The sequence below is a fragment of the Kitasatospora griseola genome, assembly GCF_014648555.1.
In the GTDB taxonomy this organism is placed as follows: Bacteria; Actinomycetota; Actinomycetes; order Streptomycetales; family Streptomycetaceae; genus Kitasatospora; species Kitasatospora griseola.
On sequence record NZ_BMRI01000004.1, the window covers coordinates 122190 to 148161 of the forward strand.

Annotated in this window: 26 protein-coding genes and 2 pseudogenes; 18 read left to right on the forward strand and 10 right to left on the reverse strand. The window is 72.1% G+C overall.

Translation table 11 applies throughout. The features are described 5' to 3' along the window. The coding region (locus IEZ12_RS06645) for a multicopper oxidase domain-containing protein (RefSeq protein WP_189271212.1) at positions 1-657 on the forward strand (657 nt) is incomplete at its 5' end. Between the two features lie 16 nt (positions 658-673). Here the strand turns inward: IEZ12_RS06645 and IEZ12_RS06650 are convergent. Further along, the gene (locus IEZ12_RS06650; RefSeq protein WP_189271213.1) at positions 674-1402 is read right to left on the reverse strand and encodes an SDR family oxidoreductase; all 729 of its coding nucleotides are present in this window, start codon (positions 1400-1402) and stop codon (positions 674-676) included. On the opposite strand from IEZ12_RS06650, the gene IEZ12_RS06655 reads away from it, so the two are divergent. From IEZ12_RS06655 to IEZ12_RS06665, 3 genes and pseudogenes are all read left to right on the forward strand, one after another. Then, positions 1401-1934: a hypothetical protein gene (locus IEZ12_RS06655; RefSeq protein ID WP_189271214.1), complete on the forward strand. Its 534-nt coding sequence runs from the start codon at positions 1401-1403 to the stop codon at positions 1932-1934. The genes IEZ12_RS06650 and IEZ12_RS06655 overlap by 2 nt on opposite strands. Before the next feature lie 103 nt (positions 1935-2037). Beyond that, positions 2038-4452, forward strand: a complete 2415-nt coding sequence (locus tag IEZ12_RS06660; protein ID WP_189271215.1) for an ATP-binding cassette domain-containing protein — start codon at positions 2038-2040, stop codon at positions 4450-4452. A gap of 58 nt (positions 4453-4510) precedes the next feature. Then, positions 4511-4726, forward strand: a pseudogene (locus tag IEZ12_RS06665) (GNAT family N-acetyltransferase); the annotation flags it as partial. Here IEZ12_RS06665 and IEZ12_RS06670 read toward each other — a convergent pair. Continuing rightward, complete coding sequence (locus IEZ12_RS06670) at positions 4727-5059, reverse strand: winged helix-turn-helix transcriptional regulator (RefSeq protein ID WP_189271216.1); 333 nt, start codon at positions 5057-5059, stop codon at positions 4727-4729. It lies immediately after the preceding pseudogene. Between the two features lie 107 nt (positions 5060-5166). On the opposite strand from IEZ12_RS06670, the gene IEZ12_RS06675 reads away from it, so the two are divergent. The 6 genes and pseudogenes from IEZ12_RS06675 to IEZ12_RS06695 all read left to right on the forward strand — a co-directional run bounded on the left by IEZ12_RS06675 (position 5167) and on the right by IEZ12_RS06695 (position 8784). Beyond that, positions 5167-5808, forward strand: coding sequence for an NAD(P)-dependent oxidoreductase (locus tag IEZ12_RS06675; RefSeq protein WP_189271217.1), 642 nt, complete (start codon positions 5167-5169; stop codon positions 5806-5808). A gap of 142 nt (positions 5809-5950) precedes the next feature. Further along, positions 5951-6376 carry a VOC family protein gene (locus IEZ12_RS06680; RefSeq protein ID WP_189271218.1) on the forward strand — a complete coding sequence of 142 codons (426 nt, stop codon included), beginning with the start codon at positions 5951-5953 and terminating at the stop codon, positions 6374-6376. 17 nt (positions 6377-6393) lie between these two features. Beyond that, positions 6394-6618 (forward strand): annotated as a pseudogene (locus IEZ12_RS06685) (mycothiol transferase); the annotation flags it as partial. Positions 6619-6719: 101 nt separating this feature from the next. Continuing rightward, entirely contained in the window at positions 6720-6794 is a 75-nt protein-coding gene (locus IEZ12_RS40505) for a putative leader peptide (protein WP_354644872.1), read from the forward strand. Between the two features lie 120 nt (positions 6795-6914). Continuing rightward, positions 6915-7931 (forward strand): isopenicillin N synthase family dioxygenase, encoded by a 1017-nt coding sequence (locus IEZ12_RS06690; RefSeq protein ID WP_189271219.1) that lies wholly within the window; start codon positions 6915-6917, stop codon positions 7929-7931. A gap of 103 nt (positions 7932-8034) precedes the next feature. Further along, positions 8035-8784, forward strand: coding sequence for a MerR family transcriptional regulator (locus IEZ12_RS06695; RefSeq protein WP_189271381.1), 750 nt, complete (start codon positions 8035-8037; stop codon positions 8782-8784). Here IEZ12_RS06695 and IEZ12_RS06700 read toward each other — a convergent pair. The 5 genes from IEZ12_RS06700 to IEZ12_RS06720 all read right to left on the reverse strand — a co-directional run bounded on the left by IEZ12_RS06700 (position 8772) and on the right by IEZ12_RS06720 (position 15905). Next, on the reverse strand, positions 8772-10955 hold the full coding sequence (locus IEZ12_RS06700; protein ID WP_189271220.1) for a 3-hydroxyacyl-CoA dehydrogenase NAD-binding domain-containing protein: 2184 nt from the start codon (positions 10953-10955) through the stop codon (positions 8772-8774). The genes IEZ12_RS06695 and IEZ12_RS06700 overlap by 13 nt on opposite strands. Before the next feature lie 41 nt (positions 10956-10996). Continuing rightward, on the reverse strand, positions 10997-12211 hold the full coding sequence (locus IEZ12_RS06705) for an acetyl-CoA C-acetyltransferase (protein ID WP_043913164.1): 1215 nt from the start codon (positions 12209-12211) through the stop codon (positions 10997-10999). A gap of 38 nt (positions 12212-12249) precedes the next feature. Next, positions 12250-13392 carry an acyl-CoA dehydrogenase family protein gene (locus IEZ12_RS06710; protein WP_189271221.1) on the reverse strand — a complete coding sequence of 381 codons (1143 nt, stop codon included), beginning with the start codon at positions 13390-13392 and terminating at the stop codon, positions 12250-12252. Between the two features lie 11 nt (positions 13393-13403). After that, a complete protein-coding gene (locus IEZ12_RS06715; protein ID WP_189271222.1) occupies positions 13404-14546 on the reverse strand; it encodes a CaiB/BaiF CoA transferase family protein in 1143 nt (380 codons plus the stop codon). Between the two features lie 132 nt (positions 14547-14678). After that, positions 14679-15905, reverse strand: coding sequence for a PucR family transcriptional regulator (locus tag IEZ12_RS06720; RefSeq protein ID WP_189271223.1), 1227 nt, complete (start codon positions 15903-15905; stop codon positions 14679-14681). A 126-nt stretch (positions 15906-16031) separates the two neighbouring features. Here IEZ12_RS06720 and IEZ12_RS06725 point away from each other — a divergent pair, with 126 nt between their 5' ends. The 5 genes from IEZ12_RS06725 to IEZ12_RS06745 all read left to right on the forward strand — a co-directional run bounded on the left by IEZ12_RS06725 (position 16032) and on the right by IEZ12_RS06745 (position 19400). Then, positions 16032-17525, forward strand: coding sequence for a flavin-containing monooxygenase (locus tag IEZ12_RS06725; RefSeq protein ID WP_189271224.1), 1494 nt, complete (start codon positions 16032-16034; stop codon positions 17523-17525). Positions 17526-17627: 102 nt separating this feature from the next. Then, positions 17628-17891, forward strand: a complete 264-nt coding sequence (locus IEZ12_RS06730; RefSeq protein ID WP_100586848.1) for a DUF1876 domain-containing protein — start codon at positions 17628-17630, stop codon at positions 17889-17891. Between the two features lie 134 nt (positions 17892-18025). Further along, entirely contained in the window at positions 18026-18676 is a 651-nt protein-coding gene (locus IEZ12_RS06735; protein WP_189271225.1) for a Pr6Pr family membrane protein, read from the forward strand. Positions 18677-18720: 44 nt separating this feature from the next. After that, positions 18721-19005: a hypothetical protein gene (locus IEZ12_RS06740; protein ID WP_189271226.1), complete on the forward strand. Its 285-nt coding sequence runs from the start codon at positions 18721-18723 to the stop codon at positions 19003-19005. After that, on the forward strand, positions 18987-19400 hold the full coding sequence (locus IEZ12_RS06745; RefSeq protein WP_189271227.1) for a PIN domain-containing protein: 414 nt from the start codon (positions 18987-18989) through the stop codon (positions 19398-19400). Before IEZ12_RS06740 ends, IEZ12_RS06745 begins: the two co-directional genes overlap by 19 nt. Positions 19401-19403: 3 nt before the next feature. On the opposite strand, the gene IEZ12_RS06750 is transcribed toward IEZ12_RS06745, so the two are convergent. Continuing rightward, complete coding sequence (locus IEZ12_RS06750; RefSeq protein WP_189271228.1) at positions 19404-20213, reverse strand: IclR family transcriptional regulator; 810 nt, start codon at positions 20211-20213, stop codon at positions 19404-19406. A 204-nt stretch (positions 20214-20417) separates the two neighbouring features. Here IEZ12_RS06750 and IEZ12_RS06755 point away from each other — a divergent pair, with 204 nt between their 5' ends. From IEZ12_RS06755 to IEZ12_RS06765, 3 genes are read left to right on the forward strand one after another with little or no spacing between them, the layout of a single operon-like run. After that, positions 20418-21716 (forward strand): extracellular solute-binding protein, encoded by a 1299-nt coding sequence (locus IEZ12_RS06755; protein ID WP_043913185.1) that lies wholly within the window; start codon positions 20418-20420, stop codon positions 21714-21716. Positions 21717-21750: 34 nt separating this feature from the next. Continuing rightward, positions 21751-22725, forward strand: coding sequence for a carbohydrate ABC transporter permease (locus IEZ12_RS06760; protein WP_189271229.1), 975 nt, complete (start codon positions 21751-21753; stop codon positions 22723-22725). After that, entirely contained in the window at positions 22722-23570 is an 849-nt protein-coding gene (locus IEZ12_RS06765) for a carbohydrate ABC transporter permease (protein ID WP_043913190.1), read from the forward strand. Before IEZ12_RS06760 ends, IEZ12_RS06765 begins: the two co-directional genes overlap by 4 nt. Positions 23571-23578: 8 nt before the next feature. Here IEZ12_RS06765 and aroA read toward each other — a convergent pair whose 3' ends face one another. Further along, complete coding sequence (gene aroA, locus IEZ12_RS06770; RefSeq protein ID WP_189271230.1) at positions 23579-24799, reverse strand: 3-phosphoshikimate 1-carboxyvinyltransferase; 1221 nt, start codon at positions 24797-24799, stop codon at positions 23579-23581. A gap of 103 nt (positions 24800-24902) precedes the next feature. Next, positions 24903-25955, reverse strand: a complete 1053-nt coding sequence (locus tag IEZ12_RS06775; RefSeq protein WP_189271231.1) for a DUF2599 domain-containing protein — start codon at positions 25953-25955, stop codon at positions 24903-24905. Between the last annotated feature and the right edge of the window lie 17 nt (positions 25956-25972).

Below are 25972 nucleotides of genomic sequence, written 5' to 3' on the forward strand. Positions count from 1 at the left end.
GTCCTCGCCATGGGCAACCGCGCCGACGTCCTGGTCCGGGGCGACGAGCCCGGCCGGTACGAGCTGCGGGCCGACGGGGTGGACGACCCGCTGATGACGGTCGTGGTGACGGAGGAGTCCGTCGATCCGCCGATGCAGCTGCCGGCCGCGCTGCCGCCCGGCCGGCCGTTCCTCGACGAGGGCGAGATCACCGGCCCCGACCGCGAGGTGGTCCTGCACGTCGACCCGGAGGTCTTCGACGGGGCGTTCCCCAACGCCTACCGCATGCTGGGCAGCAACGCCACGCCCCCGGCCGACCCCGACGGCGACCTCACCCGGGACACCGCCTACGGCCGTTTCGACCCCGAGTACGTCAACCACACCCTGCGCCTGGGCGACGTCGAACGGTGGACCGTCCGCACGGACGAGACCGTGCCGTCGCACGGCCACCCGTTCCACCTGCACACCAACCAGTTCCTGGTCACCCACCGGAACGGCGAACCGCTGGACCCGCCGGTCTGGCACGACACCGTCGGCCTGGCCGGCGGCACCCCCGGGGACTCCGTCACCTTCCTGGTCAGGTACCAGGACTTCACCGGCATCGCCCTCGCCCACTGCCACCAGCTCCACCACGAGGAGCTCGGCATGATGCAGGTCGTCGAGTACGTCGAACCGTGAGAACGCCCGAGAACGCCTACCGCTGCTCGAAGTAGAAGCTGCGGATGAAGCAGTCCCGGGGCTGGCCGATCGCGAACAGCACGCAGTCGGTGACGGACTGGGCGGTGAGCACGTCGTCGGCGGTGCGGGAGGCGGCGTCCCAGTCGGGGCCGAGCGGGTCGGCGTCGTCGAAGTCCGGCGGGTAGAGGGCGATCACCCGGATGCCCTCGGGGCGCAGGCGGGCGGAGAGCACGTCGGAGAAGCCGGACTGGGCGGCCTTCGCCGCGTAGTAGGCGGGGTGCGAGGCGGAGCGGTGGTTGCGCAGTTCACCGACCGAGGAGACCAGGTTGACCACGTCGGCGGCGGCCGAGGCGCGCAGCAGCGGCAGCAGGTGACGGGTGATCAGCACGGTGCCGGTGGCCCCGGAGGCGATGGTGTCGACGATCGCCTCGTCGTCCCCGCCCAGCAGGTCGGCGCCGTGCAGGTAGCGGGCGCCGTTGTTGACCAGCACGTCGACCCGGTCGGTGCGGGCCGCGACCTCGGCGGCGAACTCCCGTACCGCGGCGGGGTCGGAGATGTCGCAGGCCAGGCCCTCCGCCTCGGCCCCGCTGTCGGCGGCGATCTCCGCGGCCGTCCGCCGGGCCGCTTCCGGCCCGCGCGCCGACACCAGCACCCGCGCGCCCAGCCGCCCGGCCCGGATCGCGAGCGCCCGGCCGGTGCCGCGGCCCGCTCCGGTGATGACCATGGTGCGTCCGGTGAGATCCATGCCCCGCCCCTTCGTCTGCATTCTGTTCGCTGCCGAAAGAATAGGACTGTCGATCGAGAGGGACGAAGTGGCCGAGTGGGGTGTGGCGTTCGCGGTGACCTGCGCGTGCGGGGCCGAGGCGCGACAGGACGCCGGGCAGTGGCTGCGGGACGGCACGATCAGCTGGGACTCGGAGTTCTCCTGCCGCGCCTGCGGGGCGTCGATGTGCCTGGGGTTCGGCGCCGACGGGACGCCGCACTGGGTGCGCGACCCGCTGATCGCCCGGCACGGGACGGCGCGGCTGCGGCTGACCGATTCGGCGGCGGGACGGGTCGCGGTACTGAAGACCCTGCGCGAGGCCTGGGACCTGACGCTGCCCCAGGCTCGGTACATGGCAGAGCAGTTGGCCGACCCGGGGCTGTCCGGGACGCTCCCCGAGGTCGCCTGGCTGCGCGAACGGCTGGACGTCCGCGGGGTGTCCACCGAGATCACGCCCGACTCCGTTGCGGCGCCCGGCCCTTGGGATCCGCCGGCCGCCGCCGGGCGCGGCTGAGCCGGCCGGTTCCGGCGCCCTGCCGTTCTCCCGCCCGACGGGGTGGTTGGATCGGGGGCGGCGGTGTCGCCACGGGCGCCGCCGGACGGAGGGAGGAGAACGGATGAGCGGCGCCGAGCGGACACCCGGGAAGACGGACCGGCAGCACCTGGCGGACAGCCACGATCTGATCCGGGTGCACGGGGCGCGGGTGAACAACCTGAAGGACATCAGCGTCGAACTGCCCAAGCGCCGACTGACGGTGTTCACCGGGGTGTCCGGTTCGGGCAAGAGTTCGCTGGTGTTCGGCACCGTCGCGGCGGAGTCCCAGCGGCTGATCAACGAGACCTACAGCGCCTTCGTCCAGGGGTTCATGCCGACGCTGTCCCGCCCCGAGGTGGACGTGCTGGACGGCCTGACCACGGCGATCATCGTGGACCAGCAGCGGATGGGCGCCGACCCGCGCTCCACCGTCGGCACCGCGACGGACGCCAACGCGATGCTGCGCATCCTGTTCAGCCGGCTCGGCGACCCGTTCATCGGCCCGCCGCCGGCGTTCTCCTTCAACGTGCCGACGGTGCACGGCTCCGGGGCGATCACGGTGGAGCGCGGCGAGGGCTCGAAGGCCGAGAAGCGGACGTACTCGCGGACCGGCGGCATGTGTCCGCGCTGCGAGGGGCGCGGCAGCGTCTCGGACATCGACCTCGGGCAGCTGTACGACGACGCCAAGTCGCTGAACGAGGGCGCGCTGACCGTTCCCGGGTACAAGCCCGGCGGCTGGAACTACCGGCTGTACACCGAGTCCGGCCTGGTCGACCCGGACAAGCCGATCCGCCGGTACACCGAGAAGGAGCTGCACGACTTCCTGTACCTGGAGCCGACCAGGATGAAGATCGCCGGCATCAACATGACCTACGAGGGCCTGGTGCTGCGGCTCCAGAAGTCGATGCTGTCCAAGGACCGGGCCGCGCTCCAACCGCACATCCGGAGCTTCGTCGACCGGGCCGTCACCTTCACCGCCTGCCCGGACTGCGAGGGCACCCGGCTGAGCGCCGCCGCCCGCTCCTCGAAGATCAAGGGCCTCTCGATCGCCGACGCGTGCGCCCTGCAGATCAGCGATCTCGCGGACTGGGTGCGGGAGTTGGACGAACCGTCGGTGGGCCCGCTGCTGTCCTCGCTGCGGCAGGTGCTGGACTCGTTCACCGAGATCGGCCTCGGCTACCTGTCGCTGGACCGCCCGGCCGGCACGCTCTCGGGCGGCGAGGCGCAGCGCGTCAAGATGATCCGGCACCTGGGGTCCTCGCTGACCGACGTCACGTACGTCTTCGACGAGCCGACCACCGGCCTGCACCCGCACGACATCCGGCGGATGAACGACCTGCTGCTGCGGCTGCGCGACAAGGGCAACACGGTGCTGGTGGTGGAGCACAAGCCGGAGACCATCGCGATCGCCGACCACGTGGTCGACCTCGGCCCCGGCGCGGGTTCGGCGGGCGGCACGGTCTGCTTCGAGGGCAGCGTGGACGGACTGCGCGCCAGCGGCACCGTCACCGGCCGGCACTTCGACGACCGGGCCTCGCTCAAGCCCGAAGTCCGCACCGCCACCGGCGCGTTGGAGATCCGCGGGGCGAGCGCGCACAACCTGCGCGAGGTCGACGTGGACGTGCCGCTGGGCGTCCTGACGGTGGTCACCGGCGTGGCGGGCTCCGGAAAGAGCTCGCTGGTGCACGGCTCGCTGGTCAGCGGCGCGGCGCTGAAGGGCGGCGCGCCGGAGGGCGTGGTGGCGATCGACCAGAGCCCGATCCGCGGCTCGCGGCGCTCCAACCCGGCCACCTACTCCGGGCTGCTGGAGCCGATCCGCAAGGCCTTCGCCAAGGCGAACGGGGTCAAGCCCGCCCTGTTCAGCGCCAACTCCGAAGGCGCGTGCCCGACCTGCAACGGCGCCGGGGTGGTGTACACCGACCTGGCGATGATGGCCGGAGTGGCGACGATCTGCGAGGAGTGCGAGGGAAAGCGCTTCCAGGCCGCCGTGCTGGAGTACCGCCTGGGCGGCCGGAACATCGCCGAAGTGCTCGCCATGTCCGTGGACGAGGCCGAGTCCTTCTTCGCCACCGGCGAGGCCCGCACCCCCGCCGCCCACACCGTCCTGACCCGCCTCTCCGACGTCGGCCTCGGCTACCTGACCCTCGGCCAGCCCCTCACCACGCTCTCCGGCGGCGAACGCCAGCGCCTGAAGCTCGCCGCGCAGATGGCCGAGAAGGGCGGCATCTACGTCCTGGACGAACCCACCGCCGGCCTGCACCTCGCCGACGTCGAACAACTCCTCGGCCTGCTCGACCGGTTGGTCGACTCCGGCAAGTCCGTCATCGTGGTCGAACACCACCAGGCCGTCATGGCCCACGCCGACTGGATCATCGACCTCGGCCCCGGCGCCGGCCACGACGGCGGCCGCCTCGTCTTCCAGGGCACCCCCGCCGCCCTGGTCACCGACCGCACCACCCTCACCGGCCGCCACCTCGCGGAGTACGTCGGCGCGTGACGGCCGCCACCCGGGAGTTCGCACGACACGGCGTCCGGGCGGGACGGCGCCGGTGGCGGCCGACGAGGGCCGGCTGGCGGGTGGGCTGCCGGTCGGGTACGCGCCTCCGGTGCGCTGCCTGCACCGGCTGGTGGTGACCTTCGGCGCGGACCACCCCGGGGCGGTGACCAGCGGTGCGCGGGTGTTCTACGAGCGGCTGGGGTTCTCCCCCGCCGAGGCCGCCGAGAACGGGCCGGAGGGCGGCTCGCGCCAGGTGTACCGGCGCGCGCTCTGATCAATCCCCGTGGTGCTCGCGGGCCCAGGTGCAGGCGGTGTCCAGCACGCCGATCAGCGAGCGGCCCACGTCCGTCAGCGCGTAGTCGACGTGCGGCGGGTTGCCGCCGTGGTCGGTGCGGGTCAGCCAGCGGTCGCGTTCCATCGCCCGCAGCGTCTCGGTGAGCACCTTCGGGTTGACGCCGCACAGCCGGGCCTTGAGCTCGGTGAAGCGGTGCGGCCCGCCCTCCAGGCAACGCAGCACCGCGCCGGACCACTTGTCGCCGACCTGGATCGGCGAGCGGTGCGCGCACTCCCGGGGATCGAACACGCCTGCTTCGTCGGGGATGGCCATGGGTACGACCATAGCCGCACCTCGGAGCCGGTTCCGTTGCAGTAACCGGGGGTGCCCGTCCTACCGTCGGCGACGACACGGAACGCGGCAGGCAACGAGGAGAAGCCATGAGCAGGATCGTGATTTTCGGCGCGGGCGGACGGGTCGGCCGGGCGGCGGTCGCGGAGGCCGTCCGACGCGGCCACACCGTGACGGCGGTCGTCCGCGACCCGGCCAAGTACCCGGACCTGGAGGAGAGTTCGGGCGTGACGCTGGTGCGCGGCGACGCGACGGACGCGGAGGCCGTCGCCCGGACGGCCGTCGGCCACGACGCGGCGATCAACGCCTCGGTGCGGCTGGACGTCCCGTCCGAGAGCTACTTCACCGCCGCCGCCCGCGCCCTGACGTCGGGTCTGAGGCGCGCCGGCGTCGGCCGTCTGCTCGTCCTGGGCATCGCCACCACCCTGGAGACCGCCCCGGGGATCCGCATCATGGACGACCCCCGGTTCCCCGAGCAGTACCGGACGTTCTCCCAGGGCCACGTCGCCGAGTTCGACCTCCTCGCCGCCGAGTCCGGCCCCCTCGACTGGCTGATGGTCGTCCCGCCCATGGACCTCACCCCCGACGCCCCCACCACCGGCCGCTACACCACCGCGATCGACACCGTCACCGGCACCGGCCGCATCTCCCACGCCGACCTGGCCGTGGCCCTGCTGGACGAGATCGACACCCCCAGGCACCACGCCGTCCAGCTGGCCGTCTCCCACTGACGCCCGGGCCTCCGACGGCTCACCCGCGATCCGCCGACCGCCTGACGTTCCGTCACCTCCTCGGCGCGGCAGCGCCGGTCGACCTGAGGGGGCGACCTAGGGTGGGCCCGTCGTCGCAGCCGGTGAGCCGAGGAGGTCGGAGATGCCCGGGGCCGCTGTTCCCCCGCCGCCGCAGGTGTGGCCGACGTTGCGGGCGCGTGACGCCCGGGCGCTGATCGCGTTCCTGGTGGAGGCGTTCGGGTTCGAGGCGACGTCCGTGTACGCGGACGGGGACCAGGTGGCGCATGCCGAGCTGGCGTGGCCGCCCGGGGGCGGGATCATGCTCGGCTCGGCGAAGGAGCCCGCGGACGGCGAGGAGGATCCGTGGCCGCTGCGGCCCGGCACCTTCGGCGCGTACGCGGTGACGGACGACCCGGACGGGCTGTACCGGCGGGCGGTGGGCGCGGGCGCGGTGGTGACCGCCGAGCTGCACGACACCGACTACGGCTCGCGGGACTTCTCGGTGCGCGACCCCGAGGGCAACCGCTGGTCGTTCGGTACCTACCGGGGCGAGCCCCGCCACCACTGACGGGCCGTCGCTGTCGGAGCCCGCTGAGCCTTCACGGGCTGCTGCGGCACCTGACCGGGATCGAGCAGTGGTGGCTGGAGATCCAGTTCGCCGGCGACGAGTCCAGGCCGCTCATGCACTACTCCGACGACGACCCGGACCAGGACTTCGAGCAGCTGGACGGCGACGTCGCCGAGTACGCCCGCCACAACGGGCACGCCGACCTGCTCCGGGAGTGCATCGACGGATCGACCGGCCACTGAGGGAACAAGTGGGCAGGGTTCCGGCGGTCGACCGAACGATCGGTTGACCGAATTCCGTCTTTTCCTCGATACCTTCCGGGCGGGGGTTGTAGCCTGGCTGGGTGCTTCTTCTTGTCAGCCGTCGCCACGTGGACCTGCTCCGCGTCACGAGCATGTCCTGTCGACGCTCCGGCTGATCGCCCCATCCACATCCCCCGCCCGTCGCGGTCCCACTCGACCGCGCGGGCCCCGCCACCCCGGCACTTCCCGGCGTGATCCGCCGTACCCGCCGGGCCTTTCCCCGTGGACGCGCACCCATGACGATGCAGCACCCCACCGCCCTCCCCGTGATCGATCTCTCGCTCGCCGACGGCGCCCCCGCCGAGCGGGACCGGCTCCGCCGGGAGCTGCGGGAGGCCGCCACCGGAGTCGGTTTCTTCCAACTGGTCGGCCACGGCGTGACCGCCGCCGAAACCGCCGACCTGACCTCCGCGATGCGCGCGTTCTTCGCGCTCCCGGAGGCCGACCGACTGTCCGTCAGCAACCTCAACTCCCCGCATTTCCGGGGCTACACCCGCACCGGCGACGAGCGCACCGGCGGCAGCCGCGACTGGCGCGACCAGCTCGACATAGGCCCCGAGCTGCCGGCGCACGTGCCCGCGCCGGGCGAGCCCGCCTACTGGTGGCTGGAGGGGCCCAACCAGTGGCCCGCCGCCCTCCCGGAGCTGCGCACCGCGGCCCTGCACTGGATCGCCCGCCTCGACGACGTCGCCCGCCGGCTGCTGCACGAACTCCTCGCCTCGATCGGCGCCCGTCCGGACTTCTACGACGACGCCTTCACCCCGCACCCCCACCTGCACCTGAAGCTGGTCCGCTACCCGGGCACCGCCCCCGACGGCGCCGCGCAGGGCGTCGGCACCCACAAGGACTACGGCTTCATCACCCTGCTCCTGCAGGACACCGTCGGCGGTCTTCAGGTCGAGCGCCCCGACCACACCTTCCTGGACGTCCCCCCGATGGAGGGCGCCTTCGTCGTCAACCTCGGCGAGCTCCTGGAGGTCGCCACCGACGGCTACCTCAAGGCCACCAGCCACCGGGTCCTGTCCCCGGCGGGCGCCCGCGAACGCTTCTCCGTGCCGTTCTTCTACAACCCCCGGCTCGACGCCCACATCGCCCCGCTCGACTTCCCGCACGCCCACCACGCCCCGGGAGCCACCCAGGACCCGGCCAACCCGCTGCACGCCGACTTCGGCTTCAACGAGCTGAAGGGCTTCGCCCGCGCCCACCCGGAGGTCACCCGCCGCCACCACGCGGAACTCCTCCCCCAGGCCTGATCGGGGCACCGGCCCGGACGCCCGGCGGGGCCATGGACCGCCGGGCGAGACCGGTGTCACACTGCTGGTGTCACAGTGGTGCTGGTACGAGGGCTGGGGTGCGATGGGCGGCGCGGAGCTGCGGTTCACGGTGGACGAGCTGGCTGCCCGGGCCGGGGTGACGGTCAGGACTCTGCGGTTCTACGGGGCGAAGGGGCTGCTGCCGCCGCCGGAGCTGGGACCGCGGCGGGTAGGGCTGTACGGGGCCGAGCACCTGGGGCGGCTGGAGCTGATCGAGGAGTTGCAGCGGCAGGGCCTGACGCTGGCCGCGATCGACCGCTACCTCGCGCAGCTGCCGTCCGACATCGGTGAGTTGGACCTGGCGATCCACCGGGCGCTGGTGGCGTCGTGGACGCCGGAGTCGGCCGAGGAGGCGAGTCGGGCGCAGCTGGAGCGGCGGACCGGGCGGGCGCTGTCGGACGCGGATCTCGACAGCCTCGCCGCGATGGGCGCGCTGCACCGCACCGCGGACCCGGACGTGTTCAAGGTGGATCCGGGGCTGCTGCCACTGGGCGTGCGGGTGCTGGACGTGCCGATCCCGCTGGAGACGCTGGTGGCGGCCCGGGCGGTGGTGCGGCTGCACAGCCGGGCGACGGCGCACGATCTGCACCGGCTGTTCCGGGACACCGTGTGGCGGCCGTACCGGGAGAGCGGTCCGGGGCCCGAGGAACTGGAGCGGATGCGGGAGCTGACCGACCGGATCCAGCCGATGGTGGTGCAGGCGCTGGTGACGGCGTTCCAGCGCTCGCTCGCGGAGGAGCTGGCCCGCCCGGCGGAGCGGGCGGGCCAGGAGGAGCAGGATCAGTCGCGGTAGCGGCCGCCGCTCTCGGCGAGGGCGGCCAGCGAGGCCGGCGGGGTGAAGCGCTCGCCGTACGCGGCGGCGAGTTCCCGGGCGCGGGCGACGAAGCCGGCCGGCCCGCCCGGGTAGCCGTTGACGTACTGCAGGACGCCGCCGGTCCAGGCGGGGAAGCCGATGCCGAGGATGGAGCCGACGTTGGCGTCGGCGACCGAGGTCAGCACGTTCTCGTCCAGGCAGCGGACCGAGTCGAGGGCCTCGGAGAAGAGCAGCCGCTCCTTCATGTCCTCGAACGGGATCTCCGCGCCGGGCCGAACGCTGTGCTTGTTTTTACCGAAATGCTCGCGCAGGCCGGGCCAGAGCCGGGTGCGCTTGCCGTCGACGTACTCGTAGAAGCCGGCGCCGCCGCTGCGGCCGGGGCGGTCGAACTCGTCGAGCATCCGGTCCATGACGATCTCGCCGGGGTGCTCGACCCAGGTGCCGCCGGCCTCCTCGACGGCGCGACGCGACTCGTTGCGGATCTTGCGCGGCAGGGTGAGGGTGAGCTCGTCCAGCAGCGACAGCACCTTCGCGGGGTAGCCGGCCTGCGCGGCGGCCTGTTCGACGGAGGACGGGTCGAGGCCCTCGCCGATCATCGCGACGCCCTCGTTGAGGAACTGGCCGATGACGCGGGAGGTGAAGAAGCCGCGGGAGTCGTTGACCACGATCGGGGTCTTGCGGATCTGCCGGACCAGGTCGAAGGCGTGGGCGAGCGCCTGGTCGCCGGTCTCCGGGCCGCGGATGATCTCCACCAGCGGCATCTTGTCGACCGGCGAGAAGAAGTGCAGGCCGATGAAGTCGGCGGGCCGCTCGACGCCCTCGGCCAGCAGGCCGATCGGGAGGGTGGAGGTGTTGGAGCAGAGCAGCGCGTCGGGGGCGACCACGTGCTGGATCTCCTGGAACACCTTGTGCTTGAGCTCGGGGTTCTCGAAGACCGCCTCGATGACGGTGTCGCAGCCGGCCAGGTCGGCCGGGTCCGCGGTGGGGGTGATCCGGGCGAGGAACTCGTCGCGCTCCTCGGCGGACAGCCGCCCGCGCTGCACCTGCTTGTCCAACAGGCCCGCCGAGTACGCCTTTCCGCGCTCGGCGGCCTCCTGCGTCACGTCCTTCAGCAGCACCGTCAGCCCGGCCTGCGCGCACGAGTACGCGATGCCCGCGCCCATCATGCCGGCGCCCAGCACCGCGACCTTCGACGCCGTCCGGGCCGGGACCGAATCCGGGCGGGAGGCACCGGAGTTGACGGCCTGCATGTCGAAGAAGAAGGCCTGGATCATGTTCTTGGAGGTGGCGCCGCAGGCCAGCTCGGTGAAGTACCGGGCCTCGATGACGAACGCGGTGTCCACGTCGACCTGGGAGCTCTCCACGGCGGCCGCCAGGATGTTGCGCGGCGCCGGGTAGGGCGCGCCGTTCAGCTGCTTGCGCAGGTTGGCCGGGAAGGCGGGCAGGTTGGCGGCCAGCGCGGGGGTGCTGGGGGTGCCGCCGGGGATCTTGTAGCCCTTGACGTCCCAGGGCTGCGCGCTGACCGGGTTGGCGGCGATGAACGCGCGGGCCTGCGCGAGCATCTCCTCGGCGGTGGAGGCGAGTTCGTGCACCAGGCCGTTCTGGAGGGCCTGCGCGGGACGGTACTGGCGGCCCTGCAGCAGCACCTTGAGCAGGGCGTCGGCGATGCCGAGCATCCGCACGGTGCGGACCACTCCGCCGCCGCCGGGCAGCAGGCCCAGGGTGACCTCGGGCAGGCCGATCTTGCTGCCGGGGGCGTCCAGCGCGATCCGGTGGTGGCAGGCCAGGGCGATCTCCAGGCCGCCGCCGAGCGCGGCGCCGTTGATCGCGGCGACCACCGGCTTGCCGAGGGTCTCCAGCCTGCGCAGTGCGCGCTTGATCCGCATCGAGTTGGCGAACACCTGCTCGGCGTCGTCCGGCCCGACCGAGGACAGCAGCTTGAGGTCGCCGCCGGCGAAGAAGGTCTTCTTCGCGGAGGTGACGATGACGCCCGTCAACTCCTCGGTGGCGGCGAGGCGTTCGACGGTGGCGTCGAGCGCGTCGGTGAACGCGGCGTTCATCGTGTTGGCGGACTGCGCGGGGTCGTCGAGGACGAGGGTGACCACGCCGTCCTGGTCCTGCTCCCAGCGGATGGGGCTCACGTCGGTCATTTCGTTGAAATCCTTGGGTGAGTACGTGAGTGGACGGGTGGTCAGATGCGTTCGATGACGGTGGCGATGCCCATGCCGCCGCCCACGCACAGGGTGGCGAGGCCGTAACGCAGGTCGCGGCGCTCCAGCTCGTCGATCAGGGTGCCGATCAGCATCGCGCCGGTCGCGCCGAGCGGGTGGCCGAGCGCGATCGCGCCGCCGTTGACGTTCACCTGGTCGGACCGGAAGCCGAGTTCGCGCATGAAGCGGAGCGCGACGGCGGCGAACGCCTCGTTGATCTCCACCAGGTCGATGTCGGCGGCGGTCAGGCCGGCCTTGGCGAGGGCCTTGCGGGTGGCGGGGGCGGGGCCGGTGAGCATGATGGTCGGCTCGGAGCCGGAGACCGCGGCGGAGACGATCCGGGCCCGCGGGGTGAGGCCGTAGCGCTCGCCGATCTCCTTCGAGCCGATCGCGACCAGCGCCGCGCCGTCCACGATGCCGGAGGAGTTGCCGGCGTGGTGGACGTGGTCGATGGACTCCACCCAGTGGTACTTCTGCAGCGCGACGGCGTCGAAGCCGCCGAGGTCGCCGATGTCCGCGAAGGACGGCTTCAGGCCGGCCAGCGTCTCCACGGTGGTGCCGGGACGGATGAACTCGTCACGGCCGAGCACCACCAGGCCGTTGCGGTCGCGCACCGGCACCACCGAACGGTCGAACAGGCCGTCGGCCTGCGCCTTCGCGGCGCGGGCCTGCGACTCGGCGGCGAACGCGTCCACGTCGGTGCGGGACAGGCCCTCGATGGTGGCGATCAGGTCGGCGCCGATGCCCTGCGGGATGAAGCCCGTCTCGTACGCCGTCATCGGGTCGGCGAACCAGGCGCCGCCGTCCGAGCCCATCCGCACCCGGGACATCGACTCCACGCCGCCGGCCAGGATCAGGTCCTCCCAGCCCGAACGGACCTTCGCCGCGGCCAGGTTGACGGCCTCCAGGCCGGACGCGCAGAAGCGGTTCTCCTGCACGCCTGCCACCGTGTCGGGCAGGCCCGCGGCGATCGCCGCGACCCGGGCAATGTCGGAGCCCTGGTCGCCGATCGGGCTGACCACGCCGAGCACGATGTCGTCGATCGCGGCCGGGTCCAGGGTCGGGAAGCGGCGGCGGAGTTCGTGGATCAGGCCGACCACCAGGTCGATCGGCTTGGTGCCGTGCAGGGAGCCGGTCTGCTTGCCGCGCCCGCGCGGGGTGCGGATCGCGTCGTAGACGTACGCTTCGGTGGTCACGGGGTGACTGCCTTTCAGACGGGTGGGTCGGCCGGGGTTCAGCCGAGCAGGGAGCGGCCGACGATCTCTTTCATGATCTCGGTGGTGCCGCCGTAGATGGTCTGGACGCGCCCGTCGGTGAATGCCCGGGCGACCGCGCTGTCGCTCATGTAGCCGGAGCCGCCGTGCAGTTGCAGGCAGCGGTCGGCGGTGCGCTTCTGCAGTTCGGTGGCCCACCACTTGGCCATCGAGGCGTCCACCGGCGTCAGGCTGTACCTGTTGTGCTCCAGCACGCAGCGGTCCACGAACGCCCGGGTGACGGCGCACTCGGTGGCCAGCTCGGCGATCTCGAAACGCACGTGCTGGAGCTTGGCCAGCGGACGCCCGAACGCGGTGCGCTGCTTCACGTACGCCGTGGTCTCCTCCAGCACGAACTCCGCGCCGGCGATCGCCGCGACCGCGATCGCCAGCCGCTCCTGCGCGAGGTTGCGCATCAGGTACAGGAAGCCCTGGTTCTCCTCGCCGAGCAGGTTCGCCTTCGGCACCCGCACGTCCTGGAAGAACAACTCTGCGGTGTCCTGCGCCTTCTGGCCGATCTTGTCGAGGTTGCGGCCGCGTTCGAAGCCCGGCATGCCGCGTTCCACCACCAGCAGGCTCAGCCCGTGCGCGCCGCCCTCCTCGGTGGTCTTCGCCACCACCACGACCAGGTCCGCCAGGATGCCGTTGGAGATGAAGGTCTTCGAGCCGTTCAGCACGTAGTGGTCGCCGGCGTCGACGGCCGTGGTGCGGATCGCCTGGAGGTCGGAACCGGTGTCCGGCTCGGTCATCGCGATCGCACTGATCAGCTCGCCGGAGCAGAACCCGGGCAGCCAGCGCCGCTTCTGCTCCTCGGTGGCCAGCCCCGTCAGGTACGGGCCGATGATGTCGTTGTGCAGCCCGACCGCCAGGCCGCTCGCGCCGGCCCGGGTGAACTCCTCGGCCAGCACCGCCGCGAACCGGAAGTCCGGGCTGCCCCCGCCGCCGTACTGCTCGTCCACCGCGAGGCCGAGCAGCCCCGCCCGCCCGGCGGCCAGCCAGGCGTCACGGTCGACGATGCCCTGCTGCTCCCAGCGGGCGTGGTGCGGGATGACCTCCTTGGCGAGGAAGGCCCGGACACTCTCCCGGAAGTCCTCGTGTTCCTCGGTGTAGAGCTCGCGCTGCACGGGTCTCTCCTTCAGGAGGCGTTCGGGTCGAGTGCGGGGACGGCCCAGTCGCGGGCCACCTCGGCGGTGTGCGCGCCGGGCCGGGCGGGCGCGGTGCGCAGCGCGGCCGGCGTCGCGGAGAACCTCGGGGCGACGCCGGGCTGCACGGTGCCGTGCTGCTCGGTGTAACTGCCGCGGGCCGCCAGGTGGGGATGCTCCTGTGCTTGACGGAGCGTCAGGACGGGTGCCACGCAGGCGTCGTGGCCCTCGAAGAGCGCCGTCCAGTCGGCCTGGGTGCGGGTGGCGAACCGCCGCTCGATGCGCTCGCGCAGCTCGGGCCAGCGGGGCAGGTCGTACTGGGCCGGGGCGTCCTCCCCGAGCTCCAGCAGGCGGGTGAACTCGGCGTAGAACTGCGGCTCCAGCGGGCCGACGGCCATCCACCTGCCGTCGGCGGTGGCGAACGTGCCGTACCAGGGGGCGCCGCCGTCCAGCAGGTTGACGCCCCGCCGGTCCTGCCACAGGCCGGCACCGAGCAGGCCCCACAGCATGGTGGACAGGTGGGCCGCGCCGTCCACGATCGCGGCGTCGACGACCTGCCCGGCGCCGGTGGCCCGGGCGTGGTGCAGGCCGGCCAGCAGGCCGACCACCAGGTACAGCGAGCCGCCCGCGTAGTCGCCCAGCAGGTTGGCGGGGATCGCCGGGGGCCCGTCCGCGTCGCCGATCAGGCCGAGGACGCCGGAGGTCGCCAGGTACGTGATGTCGTGCCCCGCGCGATCGGCGAGCGGGCCGTCCTGGCCCCAGCCGGTCATCCGGCCGTACACCAGCGCCGGATTCCGCGCCAGGCACTGTTCCGGGCCGACGCCCAGCCGCTCCGCGACGCCCGGCCGGTAGCCCTCGATCAGCAGATCGGCGCGCGCCGCCAGCTCCAGCACCAGGCCGGGGCCGTCCGCCGCCTTCAGGTCCACCACGACGGAACGCTTGTTGCGGTTGGTCAGGTCCTGCTCCGGAGCCGGCCCGAGCACCTGCCCGCCCGGACGGTCCACCCGCACCACGTCCGCCCCCAGATCGGCGAGCAGCATCGCGGCGAACGGCCCGGGCCCGATGCCCGCCAGTTCCAGGACACGGACGCCCGCAAGCGGCCCGACAGCCGGGGCGGGGGGTGTTGCGGGGGTCATCGGCGGCCGCCTCCCAGGTTTGACAGTGAAGCTGTCACAGTGGCGATGATAGGGATGCGACTCGCCGGTAACAAGAGCCTGCCCCGGGTGCGACAGGCGTACATCACGTCCGCGAGGTCGCGCCCCTCGGCTTCACCTGGGGGGACCCCCGGTGCCCCTGGCCTGCCATTTGCGGATCTCCAGGGCCGCAGCCACTTCGAGCGGGTTCTCGTGGAGGGGCCGCGGCAGCAACGCGTCGGCGTGGGCGAGGCGGCGCAGGAGGGTGTTGCGGTGGGTGAACAGGCGGGTCGCGGCGCGGGTCGCGTTGCACTGTTCGGCGAGGTAGGCGCGGACGGCTTCGGCCGGGGGGCCGTCGAGGGCGCCGAGGACGCGGCGGACGAAGCGGTCGGCGCCTTCGAGGTCCTGGGTGAGGAGGGAGACGAGTTCGATCTCGTCGTGGGAGGCGAGGCGTTGGACGGAGGCGAGGCGGGCCAGCATGCGTTGGGTGGTGAGGGCGTCGAGGTGGCTGCGGCGGAAGCCGTTGACGCCGGCGGCGGCGGGGCCGAGGGCGATCCGGACGGCGGGGAGCCGGTCCAGGCCGGCGCGGAGGGCGGACGGGTCGGGGCGGGCGGCGGTCCAGAGCCAGCGGGTGGCCGCGCTCGCGGTGACGTCGAGGACCGGCGGGCGGCCTGCCGCCACGGCCAGCAGGTCGGCGGCGCGGTCGAGTTGGGCGAAGTCCGCGTCGAGGTCGTCGACCCACAGGACGGCCGCGGTGTGGGGGCCGGCCAGGGGGTAGCCGAGCCGGGCCTCGGCGCGGGCCCGGGCGATCGGGGCGCCGTCCAGCAGCAGGGTGACGGCGTGCAGTCGCTCGGCGTGGTTGGAGCCGGTGAGGGCGGCGCGTTCGGCGCGCAGCAGCGCGGACATCTCGCCGACGCAGGCGTCCACGAACGCGGAGATGGAGCGCAGTGACACTTCCAGCAGGTCGCGCAGTTCGTCGGGGTCGGCGGTGAGGGAGCAGGCGATCCGGGTCCACAGGCGGACGGCGACGCTCTCGCCGGCGCGGTAGGAGTCGAGGGCGGGCTCGTCCAGCCCGCGGCGGACGATGTCGCGGGCGATGAGCCGCTGTTCCTCGCCCTCGGGGGCCGGGGGGACGGGCGCGCCGGGGGCGGTGACGTTGGCGGCGGCCCAGCGCAGCAGGTTGGCCCGGTTGACGCGGCGCAGGCCGGCCGACAGGACGGGGTCGGCGGCGATCGGCCGCCGGGCCTCGCCGGCGAGGGTCGCGGCGTCGAGTTCGGCCAGCCACTCGGGCTGCGGGTTCAGGGCGATCTCGGCGCCCTGGCGGATCAGTCTCCGGATCCGGGGCGGGGGCAGCGGCGGCATGCCCGTCACGGTAGTGGTGCACAGTGCACCGGGGAAGGCGCAGTACGGTGCAGGTTGAACCTGGGCAACTGCCGTGCGCTTTGAGGACGATGGCGGGGTCCGGCCCGTCACCCTCAGGAGTCGCCCGTGTCCACCGCTGCCGCTGCCGCGCCCCACGAGAGGGCCGCCGCGCCCGTCGAGCACCTGGACGTGCTGATCGTCGGCGCCGGGATCTCCGGCATCGGCGCGGCCCGCTACCTGACGGCCGAGTCTCCCGGCAGGTCGTTCGCGGTCCTGGAGGCCCGGGCGGAGCTCGGCGGCACCTGGGACCTGTTCCGCTACCCGGGCATCCGGTCCGACTCGGACCTGCACACCTTCGGCTACGCGTTCAAGCCCTGGCGGGAGAAGGAGTCGATAGCCGACGCCCCGCAGATCCTCTCCTACCTGCGCGAAACCGTCCGGGAGAACGGTTTGCAGGACCGGATCCGCTACCAGCACCGGGTGCTGGAGGCGTCCTGGTCGACGGCGGACGCCCGCTGGAGCGTCCGGGTGGAACGCGTCGACACCGGCGAGCAGGTGACGCTGACCTGCGACTGGCTGTTCTGCGCGATGGGCTACTACCGCTACGACCGGGGCTTCACCCCGGAGTTCGCGGGGCTGGAACGGTTCACCGGCACCGTCGTCCACCCGCAGCACTGGCCGGAGGACCTCGATCACACCGGCAAGCGCGTCCTGGTGATCGGCAGCGGCGCGACCGCCGTCACCCTGGTGCCCGCGATGGCCCGGCGGGCCCGGCAGGTGACGATGCTCCAGCGCACGCCCACGTACGTCATGCCGGTACCGCGCCGCGACCACCTCGCCAACCTGCTGCGCCGCCTGCTCGGCGACGAGCGCGGCTACGCGCTGACCCGGCGCAAGAACATCGCCCAGCAGTACGCGGTCTGGTCGTTCTGCCGGCGGCACCCGAAGGCCGCCCGGAAGATCATCCGCTGGGTGAACACCCGCCAACTGCCCAAGGGCTACCCGGTGGACGAGCACTTCAGCCCGCCGTACGACCCGTGGGACCAGCGGCTGTGCGCCGTCCCGGGCGGCGACCTGTTCAAGGCGATCCGCGGCGGCCGGGCGACGGTGGTCACCGACCGGATCCGCACCTTCACCGAGCGCGGGGTGCTGCTGGAGTCCGGACGGGAGCTGACGGCGGACCTCGTGGTCACCGCGACCGGGCTGAACGTGCAGGCGTTCGGCGGGATCCCGATGAGCGTGGACGGCGAGCCCGTACGGCTCGCCGAGACCGTCGCGTTCAAGGGCATGATGCTCTCCGGCGTCCCCAACTTCGCGTACGCGATCGGCTACACCAACTCCTCCTGGACGCTGAAGATCGGCCTGCTGTGCGAGCACTTCTGCCGCCTGCTGGCCCACATGGACCGGCAGGGGCACCGGATCTGCCGGCCCGAAGTCGCGGACCCGGCGATGCCCACCCGGCCGTTCCTGGACTTCGCGGCCGGCTACATCCGGCGCGCCGTCGACGCCCTGCCCCGGCAGGGCGACCGCGGGCCGTGGCAGACCTCGACCAGCTACCGCGACGACGCCCGGACGCTCGGCGCCGGGCAGGTCACCGACCCCGAGCTGCACTTCTCCTGACCGGCCCCGGACGCCGCCCCTTGCTCCCCGGCGGGAGCGGGCGGACGCTGGGAGGAAGGCGCACCGGCCGCCCGTCGCCGGTGCACGGGAAGGTGACACGTCATGCAGAACCACTGGGTCGTCGACCTGAACTTCGAAGAGGACGAGTCCCGCACCACCTGCACCGCCTCGCTCAGCGGCTTCAGCGCCCCCGGCGCCGAAGGCAAAGGCATGGCCCGCCGAAATCCCGTCGACGACGGCGACAGCGTCATCGGCGAGGAGCTGGCGGCGGCCCGTGCGTGCCACGACCTCGCCCACCAGCTGGCCGGCCGGGCCGAGACCGGCATCGAGAGCCACACCCACAACCCGGCGCACCTCCCGCTCTGACCGGCGCCGAACTCCCGTACAGGGCGGGCCCGTCCACCGGCCAGTGATCTTTTCGGACCGTCGAACCGGCAGGTAGAGTGCGGCGATCAGTCGTGCCCACGGGGGGCACCAGCGAGACGAACACCGGTGACCGCATGACCGTCTGGACCCGCCCCGCCCTGTGGTGGCGCAGCGCCATCGCCCTGTCCGCGTTCCTGGGGATCTACCTCAGCAACAGCTCACTGGTGTACTTCACGCTCCAGAGCAACGTGCTGGTGCTCGGCTACTTCCTGGGCGCGGTCTACTGGATGGTCAAGCGCGACACGGCGGACGCCCCCGCGCCCCGGCTGCGCGGCGCCGCCGTCCTGTACATCACCATCACCGGCATCGTCGCGCACGTGCTGCTCAACCACGGCGAGAACCCGCTGCCCGGCCTGGTCTCCGGCCCCGACCGCCTCCAGCACTGGTCGAGCTTCTTCCTGCACTACACCACCCCCCTGATGGTGCTCGCCGACTGGCTGCTGCTCTCCCCCCGCAACGCCTCCCGCTGGCGCGACCTCCCGCTCTGGCTCTCCTACCCCCTCGGCTACGCCTTCCTCACCGAGGCCCGCGCCGCGGCCTTCCCGGACTTCCCCCTCCGCTACCCCTACTTCTTCCTCGACCCCACCGAGAAGGGCTACGCCTGGGTCGGCCTCCAAATGGTCCAGCTCACCCTGGAGTTCGTCGTCCTCGCCGCCCTGGTCGTCGCCCTCGACCGCCTCGGCACCAAACTCCGCCGCGAGCCCGCGGCCCCCGCGGAGGCCTGACGGCGAGCCCCGGCCGATTCCCACTTCTTTGATAATCTGGGCTCATGGCTGAGAGCGTCTACAACATCGGCGACGGACCTGCTGTCAGAGTCAGCCTGTCCCTGCCCGAAGGCACAGCGGCCGCGATCCGCGACCGCGTGGGGAAGCGCGAGTTCTCGGCGTTCGTCACCGCCGCCGTGGAGCGTGAGCTCCGCGGCCGCATCCTGGACGAGTATCTGGCCGACTACGTGCACCGCAATGGGCCGATCCCGGCTGAGGACCAGGAGCGTGCCCGCAAGGTGTTCGACGAGGTGTTCGCCGAGGAGAGCGAATGGCCCGTCGCAAGTTGAACCACGAGGGGACGCTGGTCCTCGACTCCGAAGGGCTGTCCAAGCTGCTCGCCGATCACTCGGGCGTGGCCGCCATGGTCGAACAGGCCCGGGCCCGAGGCATGGAAGTGGTGATCAGCGCCCTGACGATCATCGAGGCGGTCCACGAGCGGTCCAACCAGGCTCGACTGGGCTGGCTGCTGTCCGGCCTGCGCATCGCCCCGGTCGGCGACGAGGAGGCGAAGGCGGCGTCGGCGCTCCTGCTGGCCGCCGGCCTGCACGGCCACAAGTACGCGATCGACGCCGTCGTGGCCGAACTCGCCCTGCGCCAGCAGCGACCCGTGGTGGTGCTGACGTCGGACATCGACGATCTCACCAAGCTCTGCGGGGGCCGGGTCCGGCTGATTCCGGTGTAGTTGTCAGCGGGTGGAGCCCATCGTTCGGGAGACGCGGGCGGCGGTGGCGGCGACCACCGGGCCGAGTTCGCGGGCGCGGGCGGCGGTGATGCGGGAGGTGAGGGCGGAGGTGGAGATCGCGCCGATGACGGTGTTGTTGTGGTCGAAGACGGGGGCGGCGATGCAGCGGACCTCGGGTTCGTTCTCGCGGTCGTCGACGGCGTAGCCGCGGGTGCGGATGCGGGTGAGTTCGGTGCGCAGGGCGGCGGCCGAGGTCAGGGTGCGGGGGGTGATCGCGGGGAGGCCGTGGGAGACCACGGTGGCGAAGGCGTCCTCGGGCATCCAGGCGAGCATGGCCTTGCCGACGGCGGTGCAGTACATGGGGGCGCGGCTGCCGATCCGGGAGGCCATCCGGACGGCGGTCTCGTTCTCGACCTTGTCGACGTAGACCACGTACGGCGCGTCGGGGACGCACAGGTGGACGGTGCCGCCGACCTCGCGCATCAGGTGGTGGGCCTCCTCGGAGGCGGCGGTGCGCAGGTCGAGGGTGGCCAGGTAGGCCTGGCCGAGCTGGAGGGCGCCGGGGCCGAGCCGGAAGTGGCCGGTGTCGCGGTCGCGGGCCAGCAGCTGGGCGTCGACCAGGGGCGCGGCGAGCCGCAGCACGGTGGACTTCGACATGCCGAGGCCTTCGGCGAGCGCGGTGAGGCTGAGGTCCGTCCCGGCCGCGGCGTGGTCGCGGACGTGTTCGAGCACCGCCAGGGCCCGGCGCAGCGACGCGGACTGGTTGCGTTCCGGTCGGTCGACGGGCCGGCTGTCGGCGGCGGTGCTGGTCATGGGGTGTGACGCTACGGCGCGTCGGGGCGTGGTGCCAGTTCCGCAGCACATCGTTTTGCAGTGCAGAACTTTCGCGCTCTGCTCTTGTCGGCGCGCCCGGCGGCTTTCTAATGTCCCGCTCACACCGATCCCCCACCGCATGTCCGAGTTTTCTCCGGATCGTGCAGGTACATCCCGCTTTTCGGCGAGGAGATGACGTTGAGCATGAAGAAGCTGGCCCGTGGTGCCGCCCTTGCCGTGCTGGCGGGCACCGTGGCGACGGCCTGCGCGCCGGGCACCGCCAAGACCGCCTCGTCGGAGGACAAGCAGACCGGCACCGTGAAGGTGTGGCTGTACGACGAGGCGAACCGGGCGCCGAAGGAGCAGGTGGTGGCGCAGGCCGTCGCCGACTTCAAGGCGAAGCACGCGGGCGTGGACGTGCAGGTGTCGTACATTCCGACGGACGCCGGTCCGCGCGCGGAGAAGATGAAGGGCGCGTTCAACGATCCGTCCTCCGCGCCGGACGTGGTGGAGTTCGGCAACACCGACCTGTTCGGCTACACCGCGTCGGGCGGCCTCGCCGACATCACCTCCGACCTGGCGAACTGGGAGGAGGGCAAGGACCTGCCGCAGGACCTGAAGGACACCGCGGTGGTGGACGGCAAGACGTACGGCCTGCCGTGGTGGCTGGGCGTGCGCGCGCTGTACTACCGCACCGACGTGTTCACCGAGCTGGGCCTGGCCGCGCCGACCAGCTACGCGGAGCTGAAGTCGGCGGCGGAGAAGGTCCGTTCGGCGCACGGCGACATGCTGGGCATCGCGGTCGGCGGCAAGTACACCTTCGGCGCGCTGCCGTTCGTCTGGGCGAACGGCGGCGACCTGGCGACGGCGAACGGCTCGGCGTACACCTCGGCGCTCGACTCGGAGAAGTCGCAGGCGGGCGTGAAGGCGTACACCGACCTGTTCACGGACGGGATCTGTCCGGCGCAGCAGTGCGCCGACCTGACCGGCGGCAAGACGGTGGAGTCGTTCGCAGCCGGCAAGGCCGGCATGGCGATCCTGCCGAACTCCTCGCGCAGCGCGGTGGAGGCGGGCGCCGCCAAGGGCAAGTACGCGATCGTCCCGCTGCCCGGCGCCGAGGCCGGGAAGATCGCGCCGGCCTTCTCCGGCGGCAACGACCTGGGCGTCATGAAGTCCACCCAGCACCGCAGCCTGGCCGTCGACTTCATCAAGGAACTGGCTTCCAAGAAGAACCAGTTGGCACTGTTCGACGCGATGGGCAACCTGCCGACGCTGACTTCGGCGCGGGCCGAGGTGGTGCAGAAGCAGCCGTGGCTGAAGCCGTTCACCGACACCATCGAGGCGGGCACCAAGTTCGTCCCGAAGGACGCCGCCTGGGCGAAGATCGACGCCCAGAACGTGGTGCCGACGATGCTGCAGAAGGTCATCACCGGCAAGGCCGACGTGGCTGCCGCGACCAAGGAGGCGGCGGCCGCGATGAACACCTCGTTCAGCGGCAAGTAGCCGTCAACCTGTAGACGAGAAGCGGAAGTTGTCGATGCCTGCCACGACCGTCACCGCCCGGGCGGACCACGGGGACTCCCCGGTCCGCTCGGCGGGCGGCGCCCCCGCGAAGGGTCGCCGCCGATCCGGGCCGCTCGCCCGGATCCCCGTCCCGCTGTGGCTGCTGCTGCCGGCCGCGCTGGTGCTGATCCCGCTGTTCGGCTATCCGCTGTACCAGCTGGGCCTGCTGTCGGTGCTCAAGTTCGGGCAGCCGCAGGCCTCCGGCGGGGTGCCGACCGAGTTCGTCGGACTGTCGAACTACACCGACGTGCTGGGCGATTCGCAGTTCTGGTCGGTGCTCGGCCAGACCCTGGCGTTCGCCGCGTTCTGCGTCGTCGCCACCCTGGTGGTCGGCGCGGTCTGCGCGGTGCTGCTGACCCGGGTCGGCAAGTGGCCGCGGCTGCTGCTGATGTTCGGCGCGCTCGGTGCGTGGGCCGCGCCCGCGATGACCGGCTCCACGGTGTGGATGTTCCTGCTGGACACCAACTCCGGCCTGGTCAACGAGATCCTCGGCACCCAGGGCCACAACTGGATGTACGACAAGTGGTCGGCGTTCGCGATGGTCGCCGTGGTCGTGGTCTGGCACAGCTTCCCGTTCGTGATGATCACCCTCTACGCGGGCATCCAGGCCATCCCGGACTCGATCCTGGAGGCCGCCCGCCTGGACGGCGCCGGCACCGCCACGATCTTCCGCCGGATCATGCTGCCGATGCTGCGGCCGCTGCTGGTGATCGTGGTGATCCAGTCGATCATCTGGGACTTCAAGGTCTTCACCCAGATCTACGTGATGACCGGGGGCGGCGGCATCGCCGGTCAGAACCTCGTCCTCAACGTGTACGCCTACCAGAAGGCCTTCGTCGCGGAGAACTACAGCCTCGGCGCGGCCATCGGCGTCCTGATGACGCTGATCCTGCTGGCCGTCACCGCCGTGTACATCCGCAGCCTGCGCCGCTCCGGGGAGGAACTGTGAAGCGCGACAGTCGCGTTCTGAGGCAGGGCGCGAACGTGGTGGCGATCGTGCTCGCCCTGCTGACCGTCTTCCCGCTGTACTGGATGGTGCTCTCGGCACTGAAGCCGAAGGGCGAGATCACCTCCGCCCACCCGCGCCCGTGGACGTTCGCCCCGACGCTCGACAACTTCCGCAACGCGCTGGGGGTTTCGGGCTTCGGCCGGTACTTCCTGAACAGCCTGGCGGTCGCCGTGGTCGTGGTGGTGGTCTCCGCCGCGATCGCCTTCCTGGCGGCGGTGGCGCTGTCCCGGTTCAAGTTCCGGTTCCGGACGACCATTCTGATCATGTTCCTGGTCGCCCAGATGGTGCCCGTCGAGGCGCTCACCATCCCGCTTTTCTTCCTGGTCCGCGACATCGGCACGGTCGCCCCCGGCTTCGGCCTGTCCTCGCTGGGCGCGCTGATGCTGGTCAACCTGGCGTTCTCGCTGCCGTTCGCGGTCTGGATGCTGCGCGGCTTCGTCGCCGCCGTCCCCGAGTCGCTGGAGGAGGCCGCCCGGATCGACGGCGCCAGCCGCTTCACCATCCTGTGGCGCATCCTCTTCCCGCTGGTCGCGCCCGGCCTGGCAGCGACCAGCGTGTTCTCGTTCATCACCGCCTGGAACGACTTCGTGTTCGCCAAGACGCTGATCCTGGACACCGACCACCAGACGCTGCCTGCGGCCCTGATGGTGTTCTTCAAGCCGGACGAGAACGACTGGGGAGGCATCATGGCCGCCTCCACCCTGATGACCGTCCCGGTGCTGATCTTCTTCGTCCTGGTCCAGCGACACATGGTGTCCGGACTCGGCGGCGCCGTGAAGGACTGACCTGTCGGCTACCCGGCCCAGGCGGCGAACGCCTCGTGGAAGCCCGGGAAGGTCTTGCGCACGCACCCGGGGTCGTCGAACGCGATCCCGGGCGTGCGCAGCCCCGTGACGGCGAACGACATGACGATCCGGTGGTCGCCGCGGGTGGCGATCTCCGCCGCCCTCGGCGCCCCGGGCCGGATCTCGATCCAGTCCCGCCCCGTCGCCACGTCGACGCCCAGCCGCCGCAGGTTCTCGGCGCAGGCGTCCAGCCGGTCGCACTCCTTGACCCGGGTGTTGTACACGTCCTCGATCCGCACCGGCCCCGACGCGAACGGCGCGATCGCGGCGAGGGTCGGCATGGTGTCGGAGATGTCCCGCATGTTGACGGTCCCCCCGGTGAGCTCCCCGCCCTTGACGGTGGCCGCGTCCGCCCCGATCTCCACCTTCGCGCCCAGCCGCTCCAGCACCTCGACGAACCGCAGGTCGCCCTGGAGGGCGCCGCGCCCGAGCCCGTCGACGGTCACCTCACGACCCGTCACCGCGGCCGCCGCGAAGAAGTACGACGCCGTGGACGCGTCCGGCTCGATCGCGTACCGGGTCGCCGTGTAGCCGCCGGGCGGCACGCTGAAGAGGTCGCCCTCGCGCTCGACCTCGACGCCGAAGCTGCGCATCATCGCGAGCGTGATCTCCACGTACGGGGCGGAGACCAGGTCGGTGACCCGGATCCGCAGCCCGCTCCGGGTCAGCGGGCCGAGCAGCAGCAACGCCGTCAGGTACTGCGAGGACAGGCCGGCGTCCAGCGTCACCTCGCCGCCCGCCACGCCGCCCGTCCGCACGCTCAACGGGTGGTGGCCCTCCTCCCCGTGGCACTCCACCTCGACGCCCAGCTCCCGCAGCGCCGTCGTCAACGGCCCGAGCGGCCGCCGCCGCATCTGCGCCGAAGCGTCGAAATGGAACGTCCCCCGGCCCGCCGCGGCCAGCGCCGGCAGGAACCGCGCCGTCGTCGCCCCGTCCCGGCAGAACACCCGCGCCCCGTCCGCCCCCGGCCCCTGCGGCCGCCCGTCGATCCGCCACTCCCCCGCCTCCCGCGCCACCTCGTACCCCAGCGCGAGCAGGCCCTCGGCGAACCCCTCCGTGTCGTCCGAGACCAGCGGCCGCACCAGCGTGGTGGCGCCCTCCGCCGCCGCTGCCAGGAACAGCGCACGCGCGGTGACCGACTTCGAACCGGGGATCTCGACGACACTCACGGGAGCCACTCCACCACGACGACAACAGGGCAGCCCCGATCCTGCCCTGCCGCGGCTGTGCGAGACGGATCGTCCCACCCCTCGGACAGCCGCGAGGCGCGGGCTACGAGTCGGTGTCCCAGTTGCACTTGGACGACAGCATCTTCCGCAGGATCGTGTCGCTGCTCCCGGTGAGCACGGGGCGCCAAGTCTCCAGGTCCCAGGTCGGGCCGCCGAAGTGGCCGCCGCTGGTGTTGGGGTAGGAGAACTCCGCGTGGCACATCAGCTGTTGGAAGGTCGAGTTCTGCTCGGCCTGGGTGGCGCCGGGGAACATCCGCGTGTTGGACCACACCTGCCGCCAGTCCTCGTTCAGGTCACTGGCGGCGTCGTCGGTTCCCAGGACGGTCTTGAACGCGGCGGCCGTCGGGGTGACGTGGACGGACGTCAGACGGCTGTCGGACCAGTTGACGTAGACCTCGGTCCTGACCACCCACTTGGTGTTGGTGGTCCCGCCGTAGCCGATGCACGCGCTCTGGCAGGCCTCGAAGGCGTCGGCCTGGCCGCCGCTCCACAGCAGGTACTTGCCGGACTGGAAGTCCTGGCGGACGCCGTTGTTGTCGTCGACGTTGCCGCCGACGTGTCCGGCGTTGTACTCGTCGCTGGTGGGGTAGCCGTACGTCCCCGTCTCGTAGCCGTACTGGCCCCACCACCAGCCGATGTTGCCGTGCACCGCGTGCGCCCCGGTGCCGGGCGACCAGTAGACCGTGGCGTTCTGGAACTGCTGGCGGACGCCGATCCCGTCGGGGTTGCGCAGCTCGTCGGTGAGCGGGTAGCCCATGTAGCCGCCCTCCCAGCCGTGTTGGGCCCATTCCTGGCCGACGAGTCCCCACACGGCGTGCGCCCCGGTGCCGGGGCTCCAGTAGATCGAGCCGTTGTCGAAGACCTGACGGCGGCCCACTCCGTCGGGAAGGCCGAGTTCGTCGCTGGTGGGGCAGCCGAGGGCCTGCCGCACGCCGGGCGTCCGGGTGTACTCGGTCCAGATGGCGCCGTCCACCGAGTGGGAGCCGCAGAAGACTTCCGCGGCCGCGGGGCCGGCCTGGACGCCCACCAGCAGGGAGGCGCCGGCCGCGCAGGCGGCGAGGGAGGCGAGGAACCGGGAAGCTGCTCGTCCGTTCATGACCAGCAGTATCGGGG